The following is a 17,904-nucleotide window of genomic DNA, read 5'->3' as shown; positions in this document are numbered from 1 at the left end:
AATATAGTTTAGCTACATTTTTGTTAAAATAATTGTGTAAATATTATTTGAAAATTTAAGGAGGCTATATGATGAATAAGCGAGTAAAGCAAATTTTAAGCGTTTTTTTAGGAGCAGGTATGTTATTTGGGTGTTCACAAGCGAGTGAAGATTCTAGTCAGGCTAATTGGAAAGACTGGCCTGAAGAAATAACAGTTGTTCAGTATACGAATGAAGAAAATGAGAACACTCCAGCCATGCATGATGAATTCCGTCAACATTTAGAAAATGAATTAGGAATTAAGGTAGAGGAATTTACTGGTAGTGGTACTTATGCTACTGCAATTGAAGGCATGGCTGCTGAGGAAATTGATGTTTTATTAGTTTCGCCACAGAGTTTTTCGCAAGCTAAAGAAAAAGCAGGCGCGGAACTTTTTGCGACTATCGATAGTGATACTGACTACTATTCTAGCTTTATTACCCAGGCAGATAATGAGGATATTAATAACTTAGACGATTTAAAAGGAAAGAATTTTGCCTTTGCTGATCCTTCATCTTCTTCCGGATATTTATATCCAAAGGCAACTTTAATTAAAGATCTATCTTTAGATAATGATAAGTTAGAACAGTCTGGTTATTTCTTTGAAAATGTTGTCTTTTCCGGGTCACACGACAATTCTATTATTGGTGTAAGCATGGGAGATTATGATGCCGCTGCTGTGGCGTCCACTGTACTAAAACGATTAATTGACGCTGGTGGCGTTGATGAAAAATCCATTAAAGAAGTTGCCCGTTCTGTTGATATTCCTAATGCTGCATATGCTGTTAGAGGAAATCTTCCCGATGACTTAAAGCAAGCTATTCAAGAGGCTTTCTTAAGCTTTGATGATGGAAAATATTTTGAAGCATTATACGGAAAACCAGAGACAAGATTTACAGCAATTGATGATTCTTATTATGATGAAGCAGTAGAAGCAATGAGAATAGCTGGTGGAGAAGAATAATGACTCCAGTTCCTTTACTTGATATTAAAGATTTAAAAAAATCATATGATGGTGAGACGCTTGCCTTAAATAATATTAACTTATCATTTTACGAAAAAGAATTTGTTGTTATTATTGGTCCTTCAGGATCAGGTAAGTCAACATTTATTAGAAGTATTAACCAGTTAATTCAACCTACTTCAGGCTCAATCGTGTTTGATGGTAAGGAATTAATGGGGGCTTCTAAGAAAAAACTACAAAAAATACGTAGTAAAATTGGCATGATTTTTCAAGATTATAACTTGATCGGTAGAACCAATGTGCTAAAAAATGTCTTGAATGGGAAATTAGGTCAATTAAGTCAGTGGCAAACCTTATTTAACAGATTCAGCCCTGAAGATGTCAATAAAGCTGTTGAATATTTAAAAAAAGTGGGCCTAGAAGGGCATATTTATAAAAGAGCCAATGAGTTATCGGGGGGGCAACAGCAAAGGGTAGGAATTGCTCGAGCGTTGATGCAAGATCCTAAGCTTTTATTAGCTGATGAGCCCATTGCTTCATTAGATCCCAAGTCTTCTATTGTTGTTATGGATACGCTAAAAACATTGGCCACTGAAAAAGGAATTGCTTGTATAGTGAACTTGCACCAGGTAGATATTGCTGTAAAGTATGCTACAAGAATCATAGGGATTAGAAAAGGTAAGGTTGTTTTTGATGATATTCCAACAAAGTTAACCGATGAGATCATTCAAAATATTTATGAAGGAAAAGAGTTTGAGGCTATACAGACAACAACCTTAGGTGATAGAGATGAATGAGAAAGAATTAAGTATTTATATAAGCCAAAAGAAGGAAAGTCGCAAGAAATCTTTGACAGTTGTCTTTGTTATTCTTTTGATAATGCTTTTAGGTTTATGGTATTTAGAAATATCTTTTGAGGACCTTTTTCAAAGTCTACCAAAATTTATAACTTTTTTCTTTAATAAATTTTTCCCTGTGCACTTTGGGATTATTCCTGAAATCATTCCTGATTTACTCCAGACTCTTGCTTTTGCAGTGGTTGCAACATGTTTAGCTACACTGGTTTCTTTATTATTAGCTTTCTTAATGTCTAGAAAAATAATGGATATAAGATGGCTTCGAATAAGTATAAGAGGATTTGTTTCCTTATTAAGAAATATTCCGGTGGTTATTTGGGCTAGTGTTTTAGTGTATATCTTTGGAATAGGTTCAATGGTAGCTGTGATTGCTTTATTTATAGCTTTAACTGGATTCTTAGCTAAAGCTTTTGCGGATTCTATCGATGATATCCCAAATCAGACTTTGGAGGGGCTCAGGGCCTGCGGTGCTAGTGACTTACAGATTATAAGGCATGGGATTGTACCACAATTTATCCCGCAGCTTATGAATTGGTCACTATATTCTTTTGAGAGAGGAATTCGAGCTTCTTCAATCCTTGGTTTAGTTGGCGCAGGCGGTATAGGTATTTTAATTCAAACCCGCATCAGTTTGTTTAAGTATCAAGAGGCTATGGCCATAGTCATTGCTGTAATTGTTATGGTAATACTGGTTGAAATGCTCACCAACACGATAAGGAGGCGAATCAGCTGATGAATAAGCGAAAAATCTCCTTAGAGCCTAAGCGTGTCATTGTAAAAAACATATTCATTACTATTATCATATTTAGTTTATTTATTATAAGTGTCGATTATTTAAATATTGATTTTGTTGAATTAATGAAACGGTCAACGAATATAAAAGAAGTATTTAGTCGAATGATGGGGATAGACTTGTCAATAATTCCTGAATTATTAAAACAAACTGCTACAACTTTCTTCTTAGCTTTTATTGGAGGTACTATCAGTTTAATAATATCTTTTGTTTTGGCATTTCTAGGGGCGCAAAATACTGCTCCATGGACCTGGCTTTCTTACTTTATTAAATTTGGTACGGCAATGATTCGCTCTGTTCCGTCACTGATATTAGCCTTAATTGTTATTGCTTCCATTGGATTTGGCAATACTAGTGCAATATTTATTTTAGGACTGGTTGGTATCGCTAGTTTGACGCGTTTATTTATAGGGAGTATTGAATCTGTACCACATGGCGTTATTGAGGCTTTAGTAGCTACAGGAAGCTCTTGGTTAGGTGTCGTTAAAAATGGTGTTTTACCTGAAGTCTTGCCGAGTTTATTGGGTTGGCTTACGGTTCATGTAGAAGACATGATATCCACGATGATTTCTTTAGGAGTAATTGGTATTGAAGGTATTGGTTTATTGTTATCTGATGCGCAAATGAAATATCAATATACAACAATTACTACAATATTTATTTATATTTTTATTCTTATGTTTACATTAGAAAGCTTTTTAACGAAAACAAGGGGTAAAATATATGAACAAAATTAGGAGAGACTAAATGCAAAATAAAGCAGAATATAGAAGATTACCATTAGATCAAGCTAGTAATATGCGGGATCTGGGTGGATATGCGACACCAAGGGGCATTACTAAATATCATACATTTTTAAGAAGTGATTCCATCAGTGAATTATCAGAAGAAGATCAGCAACTTTTATTAGGATTAGGTTTGAAACGAATTGTTGATTTAAGAAGGGATACTGAAGTTGAAGAAAATCCCGACCCTATGCTAAATAAATTAGATTATAAAAATATTTCATTTTCCAATGATGGACTAGAAAATATTGATGATGCAGAGAATGTAGTAAAGAGTTATGAAGGTGTTTCTCTTCCGCATTACTATGTCGATTTAATAAAAAATAAACAGGATGCCTTGGTTGGAATCTTTTCCTTTCTATCTAAACCAGGAATGACTCTATTTCATTGTACAGCAGGAAAGGATCGAACAGGTGTTATAGCAGCTCTACTGCTTGACCTAGTAGGCGTGTCTCGATCAGATATTATTTCAGATTATTCTTTAAGTGGAATATATATTTTAGAACAATCTCGTTTTAACCGATTTGTGACTGAAGGAAAGGTTCCTGAAATTTTAACTTCGAAACCTCATTATATCGATCACCTTCTTCAATATGTAAAAGAAAATTATATTTCTACAAGTAATATGTTGTTAGAATTTGGCTTGTCCCAAGCAGAAATCAATCAAATAAAGCAAAAACTAGTAAAAGAATAAATATAATTATTATATAATATTGGTCCCTGTTTTCATTATTATGAAAGGAGGGGCTTTTTTCGTTCGATCATTATTAGTTATTCCATTATCTAAAAATGATATTGGCTTCATCAAGGCGATGGGAGCGCTTGTTTTAGGAGAAAGGGGAGCAAAGCCCAGGAGAATTTGGTACAATAGAGGTACGAAAAATGAAAGAGGAGTGATCCCATGACTTGGAAAGATGCTTATGAGCAATGGAAGAATTTCCCTGATTTAGATGCTCAGGTTCGTGCTGAATTAGAAGAATTAGAAAAAGACGAAGACGCCCTCCAGGAAGCTTTCTACAAAGAGGTAAACTTTGGGACGGCGGGCATGCGTGATTTAATGGGTCCGGGGACCAACCGTTTGAATATTTATACCGTCCGCCAAGCCACAGAAGGATTGGCCCGCGTGATGGAAGAATACGGCCAAGAAGCCGTGGACCGTGGGGTAGCCATTGCCTATGACGGTCGTAACCATTCCCTGGAATTCGCGCAAAATGCGGCCCGGGTGCTGGGTCAACATGGGATTAAATCCTATATCTTTGAAGGGGTTCGCCCAACGCCGGAACTCTCCTTTACCGTCCGCCACTTAGGCACCTTTACCGGGATTATGATTACTGCCAGCCACAATAACGAATATTACAATGGCTACAAGGTTTACGGCGAAGACGGTGGGCAAATGCCTCCTCAAGATGCTGATGCCTTGGTCAACCACGTCAAAGACGTTAATATGTTAACCATTCCCCTGGCTGATTTGGATGAGATCAAAGCCAAGGGGCTCTGCCAAGTGATCGGTAAGGAAGTCGATGACGCTTACTTGAAGAATTTGGAAACTGTGACCGTGAACCCTGATATTATCGACAAGATGAAAGACAAGGTCACTATTGTCTACACCCCGCTACAAGGAACGGGGCAAATGTTGATGGAACAAGCTTTGGACAAGGCTGGTTTTGAAAACATTGTCTACGTGGAAGAACAAAAAGAACCCAATGGGGACTTCTCTACCTTAGATGAACCCAACCCTGAATACCCAGAAGCCTTTGAATATGCTATGCGTTACGGCAAGGAAAGTCACGCGGACCTCTTGATTGCTACTGACCCGGATGCTGACCGTATGGGCGCTGCAGCCTTGATGCCAGACGGGTCTTACAAGATTATTTCTGGTAACCAAATTGGGGCGCTCTTAACCCACTATATCCTTACTGCTCGTAAAGAAGAAGGGACGCTGCCAGATAATGGCGTGATTGTGAAATCGATCGTGTCCAGTGACCTGCCCGCTAAGATTGCGGAATCCTTCGATATTGCGACCGAAAATACCCTGACTGGTTTTAAATTTATCGCCGAAAAGATCCAAGAATACGAAGAAACTGGGGAACACAGCTTCCTCTTTGGTTTTGAAGAAAGCTACGGCTACTTGATTAAACCTTTCGCCCGTGACAAGGATGCCGTCCAAGCAGCCCTCTTATTTGCGGAAGTGGGGGCTTTCTACAAGGACCAAGGCAAGACCGTTTATGACGGACTCCTGGACCTTTACAAGGAATACGGTTACTACTTGGAAAAAACCATTCCGCTTAAATTTGAAGGCCAAGCCGGGGCTAAGAAAATTGAAAGTATTATGGCTAACTTACGCCAAGAACAACCCCAAGAAATTGGCGGCCAAGCCGTTCTATTAACCGAGGACTTCCAAACTGGGGAACGGATTGATGACCAAGGTCAGGTCGAACACTTCGACATGTCCCGGTCCAATGTCTTGAAGTATCATCTAGAAGACGGGTCTTGGATTGCAGTACGGCCAAGTGGGACCGAACCTAAGATTAAGTTCTACATCGGTGTTAAGGCGGATTCCGAAGACCAAGCCGCCCAAAAAGTCGACCAATATGGCCAAGTCATGCAAGCTTTGGCAGAATAAAAGTTTTTAAAGACAAAATTCAAAAGCCGAACGAATGCTCATTAAGGCTATATGGTAAAGATCATAAAAAAGTCAATGATTTAAAAAAGGAGCTGGGAATGGATCCCAGCCTCTTTTTGCCTTATTGGCAGGATTTAGGATGACTTGCTGATTATTTTTAGGATTTATTTAATTGCTGGCCCGATTGATGCTTGCTATAATGAGAAGGATTAGGTCTGTGTTCAGACAAAAGGAGACATTATGTCAGAAAATAGTGAATTAAATATTGTAATTATTACGGGAATGAGTGGGGCCGGGAAGACGGTTGCCTTACAAAGTTTTGAAGATATGGGTTACTTTTGTGTGGATAACTTACCGCCTTCTCTCTTACCGACTTTTTCCGAATTGATTAAGAAGTCTAAGGATATCAACCAAGTTTGTTTGGTGATTGACTTACGGTCACGGGAATTCTTTGATGAATTTGGCCATGCCCTCCAACTCTTGGACAATAACCCTAAGATTCATTCCCAATTGGTCTACCTAGACACTAGTGATGCGGCCTTGGTGGCTCGCTATAAGGAAAGCCGCTGTAACCATCCCTTGCAAAAGGGCGGGACGATTTTAGAGGGGATCCAACGGGAACGGGAAGAGTTGAGTCCAGTCCGGGCTCTCTCCCACTTGACCATCGATACCACTTCCATCACCCCTAAAGAATTACGGTCAGCCCTGATCCGGGAATTCCATGTCTCTGATGCTTCAGGTTTCACTATTGAAGTCATGTCCTTTGGCTTTAAGTATGGGATCCCTATTGACGCTGATATCGTCATGGACGTGCGGTTCCTGCCTAACCCCCACTATATCGACGAATTGCGTCCCTTAACTGGGGAAGACGAGCCCGTTTATAACTATGTGATGGACCAGGACGATACCGAAATTTTCTACCAAAAATTTGTCGACCTCTTAGACTTTACCCTGCCCCTCTATGAAGCCGAAGGGAAAGCCAGCTTGACCATTGCCATTGGCTGTACCGGGGGTCAACACCGGTCCGTGGCTCTGACCCGCCGGATCGGTCAACATATCATGGACACAACCAATTACACCACCCATATCAGTCACCGTGACCAGAACAAACGCAAAGGAACGGAGCGAAATCAATGAGTGAGTCAAGGAACTATTACCCTAAAATTACCGTGATTGGCGGCGGGACCGGCCTCCCCATCCTCCTGTCCGGTTTGAAGAGCGCCAACTGCGACTTAACCGCTGTGGTGACGGTCGCAGATGACGGGGGCTCTTCGGGCAAATTGCGGTCGGCCTTAAATACCATCCCCCCAGGCGACTTGCGTAACTGCCTGGTGGCCTTGTCGGACTCCAAAAGTCTCTATAAGGATGTCTTCCAGTACCGTTTTGCTCCTGAAGATCAGGAGTTTTCCGGCCATGCCATTGGTAATTTGATTATTGCCGCCCTCACCGAAATGCGGGGGAGTATCTATTCGGCCTTGAAATTATTATCGGTCACCATGGCGGTCAAGGGTCGAGTCTTGCCTGCCTGTGAAGAACCTCTCATCTTACAAGCCCACTACCAAGAAGGCGATATGATTGAAGGGGAGACCACCATCGTTGAAGAAAAACGTCCCATCCAGTCGGTCTCAGTTCGTTTGGCTAATCAGGCAAGTCCTGACCAAAGCGTCAAAGCCGGTCGGGGCGTGGTCGATGCCATTATGGGAGCGGATATGGTGGTCTTAGGACCCGGTTCCCTTTATACCTCGATTTTACCCAATATCGTGATTCCAGAAATTCGCCAAGCCATCCAGGAAACCTCGGCGACGGTGGTTTATATCTGTAATATCATGACCCAGCTAGGCGAAACCGAGGGCTTTTCCGATGCGGACCACTTACGGGCGATTAATGATCATTTACAAGGCCACTATGTCGATGCCTGTCTCTTGAACCGGACCACCGTGCCTTATGAATACATTGAAAACAATGAGGTTCTCGATTATTTGGTCCAAGTCAGTCACGACCGGCAAGCTTTGAAAGACCAGGAGGCTGAGATTATCGGCTGGGATTTCTTAAACCTCAAGGATTCTGGGGTTTATCACGACAAGGATAAGTTGGTCCAAGCCCTGATCCAAGTATACCGTGACCACCATCAACACTAGTTATTAAGAAGAGAAAGTAGGCGATCATGTGGTTTCTTTTGCAGCCAGTGTCAAGAAAGAACTGACCCAATTAAAGCTTGACCAAGAGGAAGCGCGCGCAGAACTATCCGCCATTATTCGTATGAACGGTGCTTTGCAGATCGTTGAAGGCGAACTCTCACTGAATATTCAAACGGAAAATGCGGCCATTACCCAAAGAATTTATACCCTCTTAAAAACTTACTTCCAGGTCCATGGGGAAATCCTGGTCCGGAAGAAAATGAAGTTAAAGAAGAATAATGTCTATATCGTCCGGGTTAAACAAGCTGTTGACCTGCTCTTAGACCAACTGGGCATTCTCGGCGATTCCAGTATCTTAGAAACGGCTCCAGCTGAGATTATTTATAATGATCCCACACGCCGGGCATATTTACGGGGCGCCTTTTTGGCTGGGGGGTCGGTTAATAATCCGGAAACCTCCTCCTATCACTTGGAGATCTATTCCAGCCATGAAAGCCATTCCCTCCAGCTGGCAGAATTGATGAATCGCTACCATATGAATGCCCGAACCACCAATCGGCGCAAGGGGGTCATCACCTATCTCAAAGAAGCGGAAAAAATCTCTGACTTCTTAGCGCTTTTGGGGGCCTCTAGTGCGATTTTGCGCTTTGAAAATGTTCGGGTGACTCGCGACATGCGCAATTCGGTCAACCGCATGGTCAACTGCGAGAACGCCAATATGAATAAGACTATTGATGCCGCTGCCAAGCAAATCCGCAGCATCCAGCACATTCAAAACACCATTGGTCTCGACAAATTACCGGATAAACTCCAGGAAGTTGCCCAAGCCCGCCTCGATAACCCCTCGGCTACCATTAAGGAACTCGGCGAACTCCTCCCCTCCGGCCCCGTCTCTAAATCCGGCATCAACCACCGCCTCAGAAGACTCAACCAATACGCGGAAAACTTGTAAGGATGTGAGGAAGGATCAGGGAGGGAGATTCCTTGGAGGAAAAGATGAAAAGATCAGATATAAGGATGTGAAAACGCGACCAAAGACTTGAATTGCTGGAAGAAAATACCATAAGCACAGCAAGTCTGTGCGTTGGTATTTTTTGAAGCAACTTCAAGGCTAGCGTTCGAACTCAACTTGCTGATCGTTCAACTTTTCTGAAAGGACATCCCCTCACCCTTCCGAACTCAACTAGTGATGCGACAGTCACAACAAAGGACGAAACCGCTGGAGAAAATTGGGATAAGCTCAGCTAGTCTGAGCGTTACCAGTTTTTGAAGCGGAGTTCACTTTTGTCAGCGAACAGGTTATCTTTAGATGCCGGCGGGATGTATGGGGACAGTTATGACCTTAACCTTCCTGGCGGGACCTTTGGCTTTGCGGTTAACTTTGGTCGCATTGCCGGAGAAAACGCTGCTAAAGGCTTTTAGCTAAAGCGTTGAATAAGAGCTAATTATCGGGTGTTTAAGTTAGGAGGTTGAAGCTTAACCATGTCAAGTCAATATCAGATCTGCAAAGTGACTCCTAGGGAGAACTATATTTCAGAGCTTCTTGCGATTTGGGAGGCATCTGTACGAGCTAGTCATGACTTTCTCTCGGAGGCTGCCATCAAGGCTATTAAAGCAGAGGTGCCAGGCGCTTTAATGGCGGTTGACGACTTAGTGGTGGTCAAGGCGCATACGGGACAAATTGCTGGTTTCATGGGAATGGCTGGCGAAAATCTGGAGATGCTCTTCCTTCATCCAAATTATTGGGGGCAAGGCATGGGCCGGACCTTGCTTGAGGAGGGGATGTCCTCCTATGGGATTAGCCAGCTCACCGTGAATGAACAGAATCCCAAAGCAGTTGGCTTTTATCAAGAGATGGGTTTTGTTCCATATCGCCGGACGGCCATGGATACTGAGGGCAGGCCCTATCCTTTGCTTTATATGCACTACCACAATGAAGCCGAGGGAAGGGAAGAATAAAAGGCCAGGCGAGCGGCTGACGGCTAAAGTAAGAAGGCTTTACCCCTTGTTGCTCCTCTATATTTCAAAACTAGCCCACCTGCTCATTAAGTTATTTGGTTAAGAAAACTATTTTTATTTGAAACGAATGATTAAATCAATACAGCCAGCTGACTTTTCTAAAGCTCAGCTGGCTGTCTATTTTTGGCTTTAAACCTTAGTGACTTCAATATTAATATCTTGGACCGGCTTATCGCCTTGTTTCTTACGTAAGAAGAAGACTTCGCGGACAATGACTTCTAATTGGTAAACCTCCACTTGGTCTTTATTGGTATAGTGGTTCATGTGTAAGTTACCCACGATTCCAATTTCATCGCCCTTGTCCAGGTATTTATCAATCAGCTGGGCGGTCGCATTCCAAGCGGTAATGGGAATAAAATCGGTCTGCTTCTCTCCTCCGACAAAGCGGTTGACAGCCAGGGCATTGTTTAGGACCTGGTGTTTACTTTCTGTTTGGGTCATTTCAATGTCCCGGGCTAAGCGGCCAATCAGTTGGACTTGGTTCATCACTTCACCTCCTCTCTTCCTATTAAGCCGCAAAGGGAAGGTCATTTTCTCCTTTAAGAATTATTTATCTTTTGCATTCTTTGACAAATTTTTCCTAAAATTGCTTATAATAGGTAAGGAATAGGTCCTGCTGATGAGGCAGTGACCATTATCGACGCCTTATTAACAGGTGCAGGAGAAAAAGGAGGGCCGTGGCGTGAAAATTTTGATGATTGAAGATAATACTAGTGTGGCAGAAATGCTATCCATGTTCCTTGACCAAGAGGAGGGTTGGGAGAGTCATTTTTCCTATGATGGCCAGGAAGGTTACGACTACTTCAAGGCCCATGAAGATGAGATTGACATCGTGATTTTAGACCTCAACCTGCCTTCAAAGGACGGCATTAGTATCTGCCAAGATATCCGTAAAAGCAACCAAGATGTAATTATTATTATGCTGACAGCACGTGATAGTGAAAGTGACCAAGTCTTGGGATTGGGATTAGGGGCAGATGACTATATCACCAAACCCTTTAGTCCTTTGACCTTGGTAGCTAAAATGCACGCGCTACTGAGACGGCGGGATGCTAATGACAACCGGGAAAGCCAAGACCAAGAAGAGAAGAGCCTGATTAAGACCAAGTACTTAACCATTGACACCAATACCCGGGAGGCTTCCTTCCACGGCCAAGCCATTGCGAATTTGACGCCCAAGGAATTTGATATCCTGGCCCTCTTAGCTTCCCACCCTAAGCAGGTCTTCACCCGCGACCACCTCTTGACCAGTTTGTGGGAAGACCCCTTCTACGGGGATGAGCGGACGGTGGATGCCCACATCAAAAAGCTTCGCCAAAAGATGGAAAAGAATGGCCCCCAAGCCATTCGAACCGTCTGGGGTGTGGGCTATAAGTACGATGAAAGTGGGGAGAAGTAAACTTGCGTTACCTATACCAACAATTAGTGTCCTTTGCGATTCTGGTTTTGGTGACGGTTTGCGGACTTTCCTTTACCTTTTTTCGTTACACGGAGAGTCAGATCTATCAACAGGTCTTTGATGACTTAGAGACCGTCTATTCCGAAATCCAAGGCCGGCAAGTGTCTCGTGGGATGCTAGAAGAGGCCCAGAATTGGTTTGAAGATTCCTTTCAGATTAAGATTTTCTGGTATAACGCGGATAACCAACGCATCTATCCCCAGTCCCTCACTGACAAGGACAATGGCGACTATGCTGAAGCGGGCTTGCCCCAAGATGACATTGTATCTATGAAAGAGAAGGGCCGTTTAGGTTTATTCGACTTTGACCTGGGCTTTACGGGGGATAGTCCCGATGCCTATGCCATTGCCGTCCCCTTAGAAGACGGCGATTCGGGCGACTACTCGGGTTACTTGGTGATTGGCCAGGCCGCGGGTGGGATTCGCCAAACCATTAATAAGTTAAAGGCTAATATCTTCCAAGGGGTGGCGATTTCGGTGGTAGCCGCGGTGATCCTAGCCATTATGATGGCCCGCTACCAAACTTCGCGGATCAACCGCTTGCGTCAGGCCACGCGCTCGGTGACTCAAGGCCATTATCTGCAAATCCCTTCCGCCCACCGCGATGAGTTAGATGACTTGGCTGATGACTTCAACGACATGACGGCCTCCCTAGCCGAATCGGAAGTCGAGATCGAGCGCCAAGAACAGATGCGCCACCAATTGATTATGGATATCGCCCACGAACTGCGGACCCCGCTCACCACCATGAACGGCCTCTTGGAGGGCTTGCGCTACCATATCTTCCCCAAGGATAAGGAAGAGAGGAGTCTGGAGCTCCTTCATAAGGAAACTCAGCGTTTGATCCGTTTAGTTAACGATAACTTGGACTATGAGAAAATCCGGGCCCATGAAATTGTCCTCAACCGGGTAACTTTTCCCGTTAAATCGGTTCTCGAAGAACTGGTGATCCAGGCTAAGGAACTGACTGATAAGAAAGATGATCGGATTGTCTTGCATTGCCCGGACGACTTGACCGTGTATGCGGACATGGACCGCTTCCGGCAAATTATCTTTAACCTGGTCCACAATGCCATCCAGTTTACTGAATCCGGCACCATCACCATTGATGCTGACGTCGGTGAAGACCAGTGGACCACTATTCGTGTTCGCGACACCGGGATCGGGATGACCGAGAGCGAATTAGCCAACATTTGGGAACGTTTCTATAAGGTCGACCAGTCGCGTAAGGCCTCAGCTTATGGCGAATCGGGGTTGGGACTGTCTATTGTTAAGCAACTCATGAAAGTTCACCAGGCCGATATTCGGGTAACTAGTGAAATTGATAAGGGCACTCAGTTTACCCTGCGTTTTCCTCCTGAAAGCCAAGTCAAGGCTAAAAATGAAAAGCAAGAGTCAACGACCAGTGACTCGCAAACTAGTGACGACACCTCTGACCCGACTGATCCCAGCTAGACCCTCAAGCAGGACGAGCCAGGGGCGTTCAAAAAATTAACCAGAAGGAGACCTTCCTCATGTCTACCTATTCCTACCCAGCTAGGATGCCAAAAGCGATACTGATAAAGATAAGCTATTTCCTTGACCGCCATAAAAACCTGCCGGTCAAGCAAAATACCTGGATTAGTGGGGAGCGGATTTCTCGATGATTTTTCTCGGCCCCCTCTATCACTTACTCGCTTATTTACTGGCGGACCGGGTGAATCATTTTCCCCTGATCCGCCTCTTAGTTTTTTCTCTGGATAAAACCATCCTCTATACTTTAATTTTTCTGGCTATTTCCGCCCTAATCGCCCATGTGAAAAAGCGCCGCCAAGCCCAGTGGCAGGTCGATTGGTCCAAGTACGGTCATATCTTAGCCCTCTTTGTCTACTTGGTCCTCCTCCTCCACCTCACGGTCTTACGCTACGACTGGCAGTGGTGGCGTTTGTCCTTAGTTCCTGGAGTAACTTTGCGGGACTTCCACTGGCTGCCCTTGGTGGATACCATCAAACTGGCCTATGGGGACTCCAGTTTTTCCTATTGGTATAACTTTTTTGGCAATGTCCTCTGGTTTATTCCCTTTGGCTGGTTGCTGGCTTATTTCTTCCAGGGACAACGGAGTTTCTTCCGGGTTCTCTTTATGGGGATGGGCTTTTCCTTTATGATTGAATGCGGCCAGCTCTTTTTAGGGACGGGACTTGGCCATATCGATGACGTGATTTTTAACAGTATGGGCGTGGTGATCGGCCATTTTGCCTATGACTTTAAACATTTCTTCTTAATGAAACATGAAAGCAGGTAAAGTATGCGAACACTCACTCTGAAGAAACGCGCCAGTCAAGCGGCTCGCGCGGGACGCTTATTATTAAAAGAACAGGACTTCGTCAAGTCACCTCACTTTGAAGAGGGCGACTTAGTCCAAGTCCAAGACCCAGCCGGTGACTTTCTTGCCTTAGCCTACCTGGCCCGGCAAAATAAAGGCATTGGTTGGATCTATAGCTATGACCGCCAGACCAAGTGGGGCCAAGACTTCTTCCAAGAAGTCTTCCAAGTAGCCAAGGACAAACGCCAGGGGCTCTTTTATGATGACTTGACCACCGCCTTTCGGGTCTTTAACGGCGAGGGCGATGGCTTAGGAGGCTTGACGGTGGACTACTACGCCGGCTACCTGCTCCTGCAATGGTATTCCCTAGGGATTTATCAGAACAGGGAAGCCATTATTGAAGCCCTAAAAGCGGTTTACCCTGAAGCCATCGCCATGGAAGGGAAAAACCGCTTTAAAAGCCAAGCTGTCCCTCATAAAAATGAACGGCTCTGGGGCCAAACAACGGACCAACCAGTTATGATTAAGGAGAACGGGATCTCTTATGTGACCCGGCTGGCAGATGGCTGGATGACGGGGATCTTCCTGGACCAAAGACTGGTCCGTGATTACCTGATGTCAAGACTAGCCCTAGGAAAAAAGGTCCTCAATACTTTTTCCTATACCGGGGCCTTTTCCCTGGCGGCGGCCATGGGTGGGGCCTTGTCAACCACTTCAGTGGACCTGGCCAACCGGACCAGGGAACTGACTGCCGAACAGTTTGCCGCCAACGGGATTGACTTAGGAGATAGTCATAAGGTTTATGTTATGGATACCTTTGACTATTTTGCCTACGCTAAGCGCCATGACCTGACTTATGATGTGATCGTAATGGACCCGCCCAGTTTTGCTCGTAATGGTAAGCAAATCTTCAAAGTGACGGAACAATACCCCCAACTGGTCCACGATGCCTTGGAAATCCTCAGCCCGGGTGGGTATCTGATCTGTTCCACCAATGCGGCCAACTATTCGCCCAAAGCCTTTCAAGCGGATATTAACCAGGGAGCCAAGGCTGGTGGGCATCAGATTAAATTAGTAGAAAGCTTCCACCTGCCTGATGATTTTCCGGTACCGCCTCTTAGTCCTGAGAGCGATTATCTAAAGGTTAAGGTCTATCAAAAGCAGAAATAGACTGGTAGTTTGAGGAAAGCTATAAATAAGTAAATAGTTATGGGAAAATTTCAAAAAAGTATATGTAAGCCCTTACATATGTTAGAAGATCGTGTTACAATAGATGCGAAGCAATCGAGAGATTGCATCATCCTTTCATTTTTGTTTTTTTCCTTTACAACCCACTCAGACAGTGGGTTGTTTTTTTCTTTACTAAGTAATTTTAATGAGCATTCGTTCTGCTTTTGAATTTAGTCGTTGAATATAAAGGGTCAATAACGGCTAAAGCCGTTTTGTACTTTATCCGTAAGTCACTAAAGTTCCAACGGCTAAAGCAGCACCGGCTCGAGCGCAAGGTCTCTCGCCTAGCGAGCTTCAAACGGTTCGTACGGCTTATGCCTACGATCCGATATTTCACATCCAGTCGGGTTCGTCCTGGCCACTTTCGTGTCACTTCACAAGTCCCCGCTGCAGTCTTGCAGACTGCTCTGGTGACTTGCTCCAGTGAACGAAAGCTAGTTGCCAGCCCTCACACCCTGATGCTTGCTTGTTCATGGCTAACGACTAATTTCAAAGCGCCACTACTGCTCATACCGATGAATAATATTTTTGATAAATACTTGATCATATAAAAAAGAATACTTTATTATTATGCGCATTATCTAATTGAAATTTGCTCTAAGCGCAGAGCAAACGTCCATTTCAAAAAAATGGTCCTGCCCTCTAATGCGCTTGTCGCACTTTTTTAATTTTTGGCTTCCTGAGCAGGTTTATCTATAATAGGGTTAAGTATAAATTGTGAGGAGGGTAGTGATGCGGATTGTTGATTATCTCAAGGCTAATATGGACCAGTCCTTTTCTGATTTGGCGCTTAATGAAGTGGATATTGCGGCTTTAACGGAGTTGAGTAATCTGCCTATCGCTGGGCTTTTGCCGGATGATTTGAGTGGGGAGGACTATTGGGATTTACCCACCCTCTACCAGGCCTTAAAGGACCAAGACTATTCCTTTCAAGGTTTGTGGCAGTGGATCATGGGCGGCCGCTATGAACTTTTGGAAGCCATGGTGGATGGCCAACGTTTTCAAGACATCCGTCTCTATGGCTTTAATTCCCAGTTGAACCGGGAGGCGGTGCTTCAGTTTGCGGCCTTGGTGGTGGAAGTGCCACATCACTTTAAAATCATTGCCTTTCGGGGGACCGACGACCACTTAGTTGGTTGGCGGGAGAATTTCAAACTGGCCTACCAAAAGGCCATGCCCTCACAAAAGTCAGCCACTGACTATCTGCGTCAAGTGCTTGATTATACGACGGACCCTGAGGAAACCATCATCGTTTCCGGCCATTCCAAAGGTGGCAACTTGGCTGTTGTTGCTTCTATCCAACAGGATAAAGCCTACCAAGACCGTCTGAATGCGGTGTATGCCTTTGATTCGCCCGGTATTCACCGTGAAACTCTAGCCCAAGAAAACTTTCACCGAATTCAAGGGCGGATCCATGAATATGTGCCCGAGGATTCCCTAATTGGGATCATTCTCTATGCGGCGGTTAAGCCTGTGGTGGTGAGAAGTTCGGGAATTTCTCTCATGCAACACCTGATGGAGATGTGGGAGGTGGAAGAGACCCACTTTAAGCTGGTTCAAAGCACCACCCCTACCAGCCAGCTGGCCCAAGCCACCATGAATGTCTGGATGCAGTGGCAGGGGCAAGAAAATATTGAGCGTTTCTTCTTCCTAGTCTTTGAACTTTTAAACCAAACCGGTATCGATAGTTTCAAGGATGTTGACCAGGATTTCTCCGGCTTCATTGGTAATTTGTATCGGGAAGGCAAGTCTCTAGATCGTTCGACCCAGCGTTTTTTGATGTCAACCTTGAATGACTTGGTCTTGATTGGGCGGGCCTTGAAGCGTAGACGTCAGACCAGTGAGGACTCTTACTATCCCCAATCCATCAAGAATGAAGTCCTTCAACAAGTTAGTCACTGGCACCAAGACCAACCCTGGGTGAGCGTCTTGGTTGGGGGCGCCTTAATTTTCTCGGGGCTGGTTCTTTTGGTTAAGCCCAGTTATGACTTAAGCTTTCTAGCGGGATTTTTCCTCTTAGTCATCTTTATTTCAGGACTCTGGGACCTGCGCTACTTTTGGACCCAGCCTGGGTCGCGCTTACGGGGAACTTACTTATTGGCAGCTATTTTAGCCTTTGTCCTCTCAGGAGCTGGCATCTATTTTGGCGGCCGTTTCCTTCCTGTTCAGGTGGGTGTGTGGATGATTGGTTTATCTCTAATCCGCGCTTGGCAATTTTACCGAATCCATCGTGATCACTGGGATATTCCCCTGAGCGGCCTCCTCCTGTCCTTAGTGACTTTTGTGATGGGAATTGTACTTATCCGCCAGCCCCATCTGTCTGCCTATCTCCCTATTCTTTTAGCTCTGGGCTTCATCTTGCTAGGTTTAGTCATGGTGGTGTCCTTAATCATCTACCAAAGGGAAAGTGAACTCTATGACTTCATCGACCACTGGGAAGCAGAGAAATAGAGACTTTTACTTTTGAAAATTAGCGGATTTATGGCATGATAAAAGTGCGGAAGGGTGAAAATTTCCGTCTTGAAAAGCATGATAGCCATCCCATGGCAGTGGGGTGGCTATTTTTTGGCTATCTGGATTAATAATCTTTTAGTTAAATTGTTTTTTTAAATAAATATGAGCTTATTATTTGTATGCTATTTCGATTATTGTTAAGTTGAAAATGTAAGGTGCTCTAGATTAGAAACTTCCTATATCCGAAAGTGATTAAATTGTC

General features: G+C 44.1%; 18 protein-coding genes. 17 read left to right on the top strand and 1 reads right to left on the bottom strand.

Annotated features, from left to right (window positions below; translation table 11 throughout):
- The first annotated feature begins 71 nt into the window (after positions 1 to 71).
- From DBT50_RS08310 to DBT50_RS08260, 11 genes are all read left to right on the top strand, one after another.
- Positions 72 to 983, top strand: coding sequence for a phosphate/phosphite/phosphonate ABC transporter substrate-binding protein (locus tag DBT50_RS08310; protein WP_181566090.1), 912 nt, complete (start codon positions 72 to 74; stop codon positions 981 to 983).
- Positions 983 to 1,780 (top strand): phosphonate ABC transporter ATP-binding protein, encoded by a 798-nt coding sequence (phnC, locus tag DBT50_RS08305; RefSeq protein WP_111852039.1) that lies wholly within the window; start codon positions 983 to 985, stop codon positions 1,778 to 1,780. Before DBT50_RS08310 ends, phnC begins: the two co-directional genes overlap by 1 nt.
- Positions 1,773 to 2,573: a phosphonate ABC transporter, permease protein PhnE gene (gene phnE / locus DBT50_RS08300; RefSeq protein WP_111853282.1), complete on the top strand. Its 801-nt coding sequence runs from the start codon at positions 1,773 to 1,775 to the stop codon at positions 2,571 to 2,573. Before phnC ends, phnE begins: the two co-directional genes overlap by 8 nt.
- Entirely contained in the window at positions 2,573 to 3,370 is a 798-nt protein-coding gene (locus DBT50_RS08295; RefSeq protein ID WP_111852041.1) for a PhnE/PtxC family ABC transporter permease, read from the top strand. The genes phnE and DBT50_RS08295 overlap by 1 nt, the downstream gene beginning before the upstream one ends.
- A gap of 10 nt (positions 3,371 to 3,380) precedes the next feature.
- A complete protein-coding gene (locus DBT50_RS08290; protein WP_111853283.1) occupies positions 3,381 to 4,112 on the top strand; it encodes a tyrosine-protein phosphatase in 732 nt (243 codons plus the stop codon).
- Positions 4,113 to 4,319: 207 nt separating this feature from the next.
- The gene (locus tag DBT50_RS08285; protein WP_111852043.1) at positions 4,320 to 6,041 is read left to right on the top strand and encodes a phospho-sugar mutase; all 1,722 of its coding nucleotides are present in this window, start codon (positions 4,320 to 4,322) and stop codon (positions 6,039 to 6,041) included.
- Positions 6,042 to 6,281: 240 nt separating this feature from the next.
- Entirely contained in the window at positions 6,282 to 7,178 is an 897-nt protein-coding gene (rapZ, locus tag DBT50_RS08280) for an RNase adapter RapZ (protein ID WP_111853284.1), read from the top strand.
- Entirely contained in the window at positions 7,175 to 8,179 is a 1,005-nt protein-coding gene (locus DBT50_RS08275) for a gluconeogenesis factor YvcK family protein (RefSeq protein WP_111852045.1), read from the top strand. Before rapZ ends, DBT50_RS08275 begins: the two co-directional genes overlap by 4 nt.
- Before the next feature lie 28 nt (positions 8,180 to 8,207).
- Positions 8,208 to 9,131 (top strand): DNA-binding protein WhiA, encoded by a 924-nt coding sequence (gene whiA / locus DBT50_RS08270; protein WP_111852046.1) that lies wholly within the window; start codon positions 8,208 to 8,210, stop codon positions 9,129 to 9,131.
- A gap of 332 nt (positions 9,132 to 9,463) precedes the next feature.
- Positions 9,464 to 9,601, top strand: a complete 138-nt coding sequence (locus DBT50_RS08265; protein ID WP_181566095.1) for a hypothetical protein — start codon at positions 9,464 to 9,466, stop codon at positions 9,599 to 9,601.
- Positions 9,602 to 9,661: 60 nt separating this feature from the next.
- Entirely contained in the window at positions 9,662 to 10,138 is a 477-nt protein-coding gene (locus DBT50_RS08260) for a GNAT family N-acetyltransferase (RefSeq protein WP_111852047.1), read from the top strand.
- A 189-nt stretch (positions 10,139 to 10,327) separates the two neighbouring features.
- Here the strand turns inward: DBT50_RS08260 and DBT50_RS08255 are convergent, their stop codons facing one another.
- Positions 10,328 to 10,684: a single-stranded DNA-binding protein gene (locus DBT50_RS08255; RefSeq protein WP_111852048.1), complete on the bottom strand. Its 357-nt coding sequence runs from the start codon at positions 10,682 to 10,684 to the stop codon at positions 10,328 to 10,330.
- Between the two features lie 196 nt (positions 10,685 to 10,880).
- Here DBT50_RS08255 and DBT50_RS08250 point away from each other — a divergent pair, with 196 nt between their 5' ends.
- The 6 genes from DBT50_RS08250 to DBT50_RS08225 all read left to right on the top strand — a co-directional run bounded on the left by DBT50_RS08250 (position 10,881) and on the right by DBT50_RS08225 (position 17,639).
- The gene (locus tag DBT50_RS08250) at positions 10,881 to 11,597 is read left to right on the top strand and encodes a response regulator transcription factor (protein WP_111852049.1); all 717 of its coding nucleotides are present in this window, start codon (positions 10,881 to 10,883) and stop codon (positions 11,595 to 11,597) included.
- A 2-nt stretch (positions 11,598 to 11,599) separates the two neighbouring features.
- Positions 11,600 to 13,111: a sensor histidine kinase gene (locus tag DBT50_RS08245; RefSeq protein WP_111852050.1), complete on the top strand. Its 1,512-nt coding sequence runs from the start codon at positions 11,600 to 11,602 to the stop codon at positions 13,109 to 13,111.
- A 59-nt stretch (positions 13,112 to 13,170) separates the two neighbouring features.
- The gene (locus tag DBT50_RS08240) at positions 13,171 to 13,302 is read left to right on the top strand and encodes a hypothetical protein (protein ID WP_258454689.1); all 132 of its coding nucleotides are present in this window, start codon (positions 13,171 to 13,173) and stop codon (positions 13,300 to 13,302) included.
- Complete coding sequence (locus DBT50_RS08235; RefSeq protein ID WP_111822256.1) at positions 13,299 to 13,937, top strand: VanZ family protein; 639 nt, start codon at positions 13,299 to 13,301, stop codon at positions 13,935 to 13,937. The genes DBT50_RS08240 and DBT50_RS08235 overlap by 4 nt, the downstream gene beginning before the upstream one ends.
- A gap of 3 nt (positions 13,938 to 13,940) precedes the next feature.
- Positions 13,941 to 15,128, top strand: a complete 1,188-nt coding sequence (locus tag DBT50_RS08230) for a class I SAM-dependent rRNA methyltransferase (RefSeq protein ID WP_111852051.1) — start codon at positions 13,941 to 13,943, stop codon at positions 15,126 to 15,128.
- A gap of 792 nt (positions 15,129 to 15,920) precedes the next feature.
- Positions 15,921 to 17,639 (top strand): Mbeg1-like protein, encoded by a 1,719-nt coding sequence (locus DBT50_RS08225; RefSeq protein ID WP_111852052.1) that lies wholly within the window; start codon positions 15,921 to 15,923, stop codon positions 17,637 to 17,639.
- Positions 17,640 to 17,904 lie beyond the last annotated feature (265 nt).

It is taken from the genome of Aerococcus tenax (assembly GCF_003286645.3).
GTDB classification, from domain to species: domain Bacteria; phylum Bacillota; class Bacilli; order Lactobacillales; family Aerococcaceae; genus Aerococcus; species Aerococcus tenax.
This window is presented reverse-complemented; position numbering and strand designations above follow the sequence as displayed.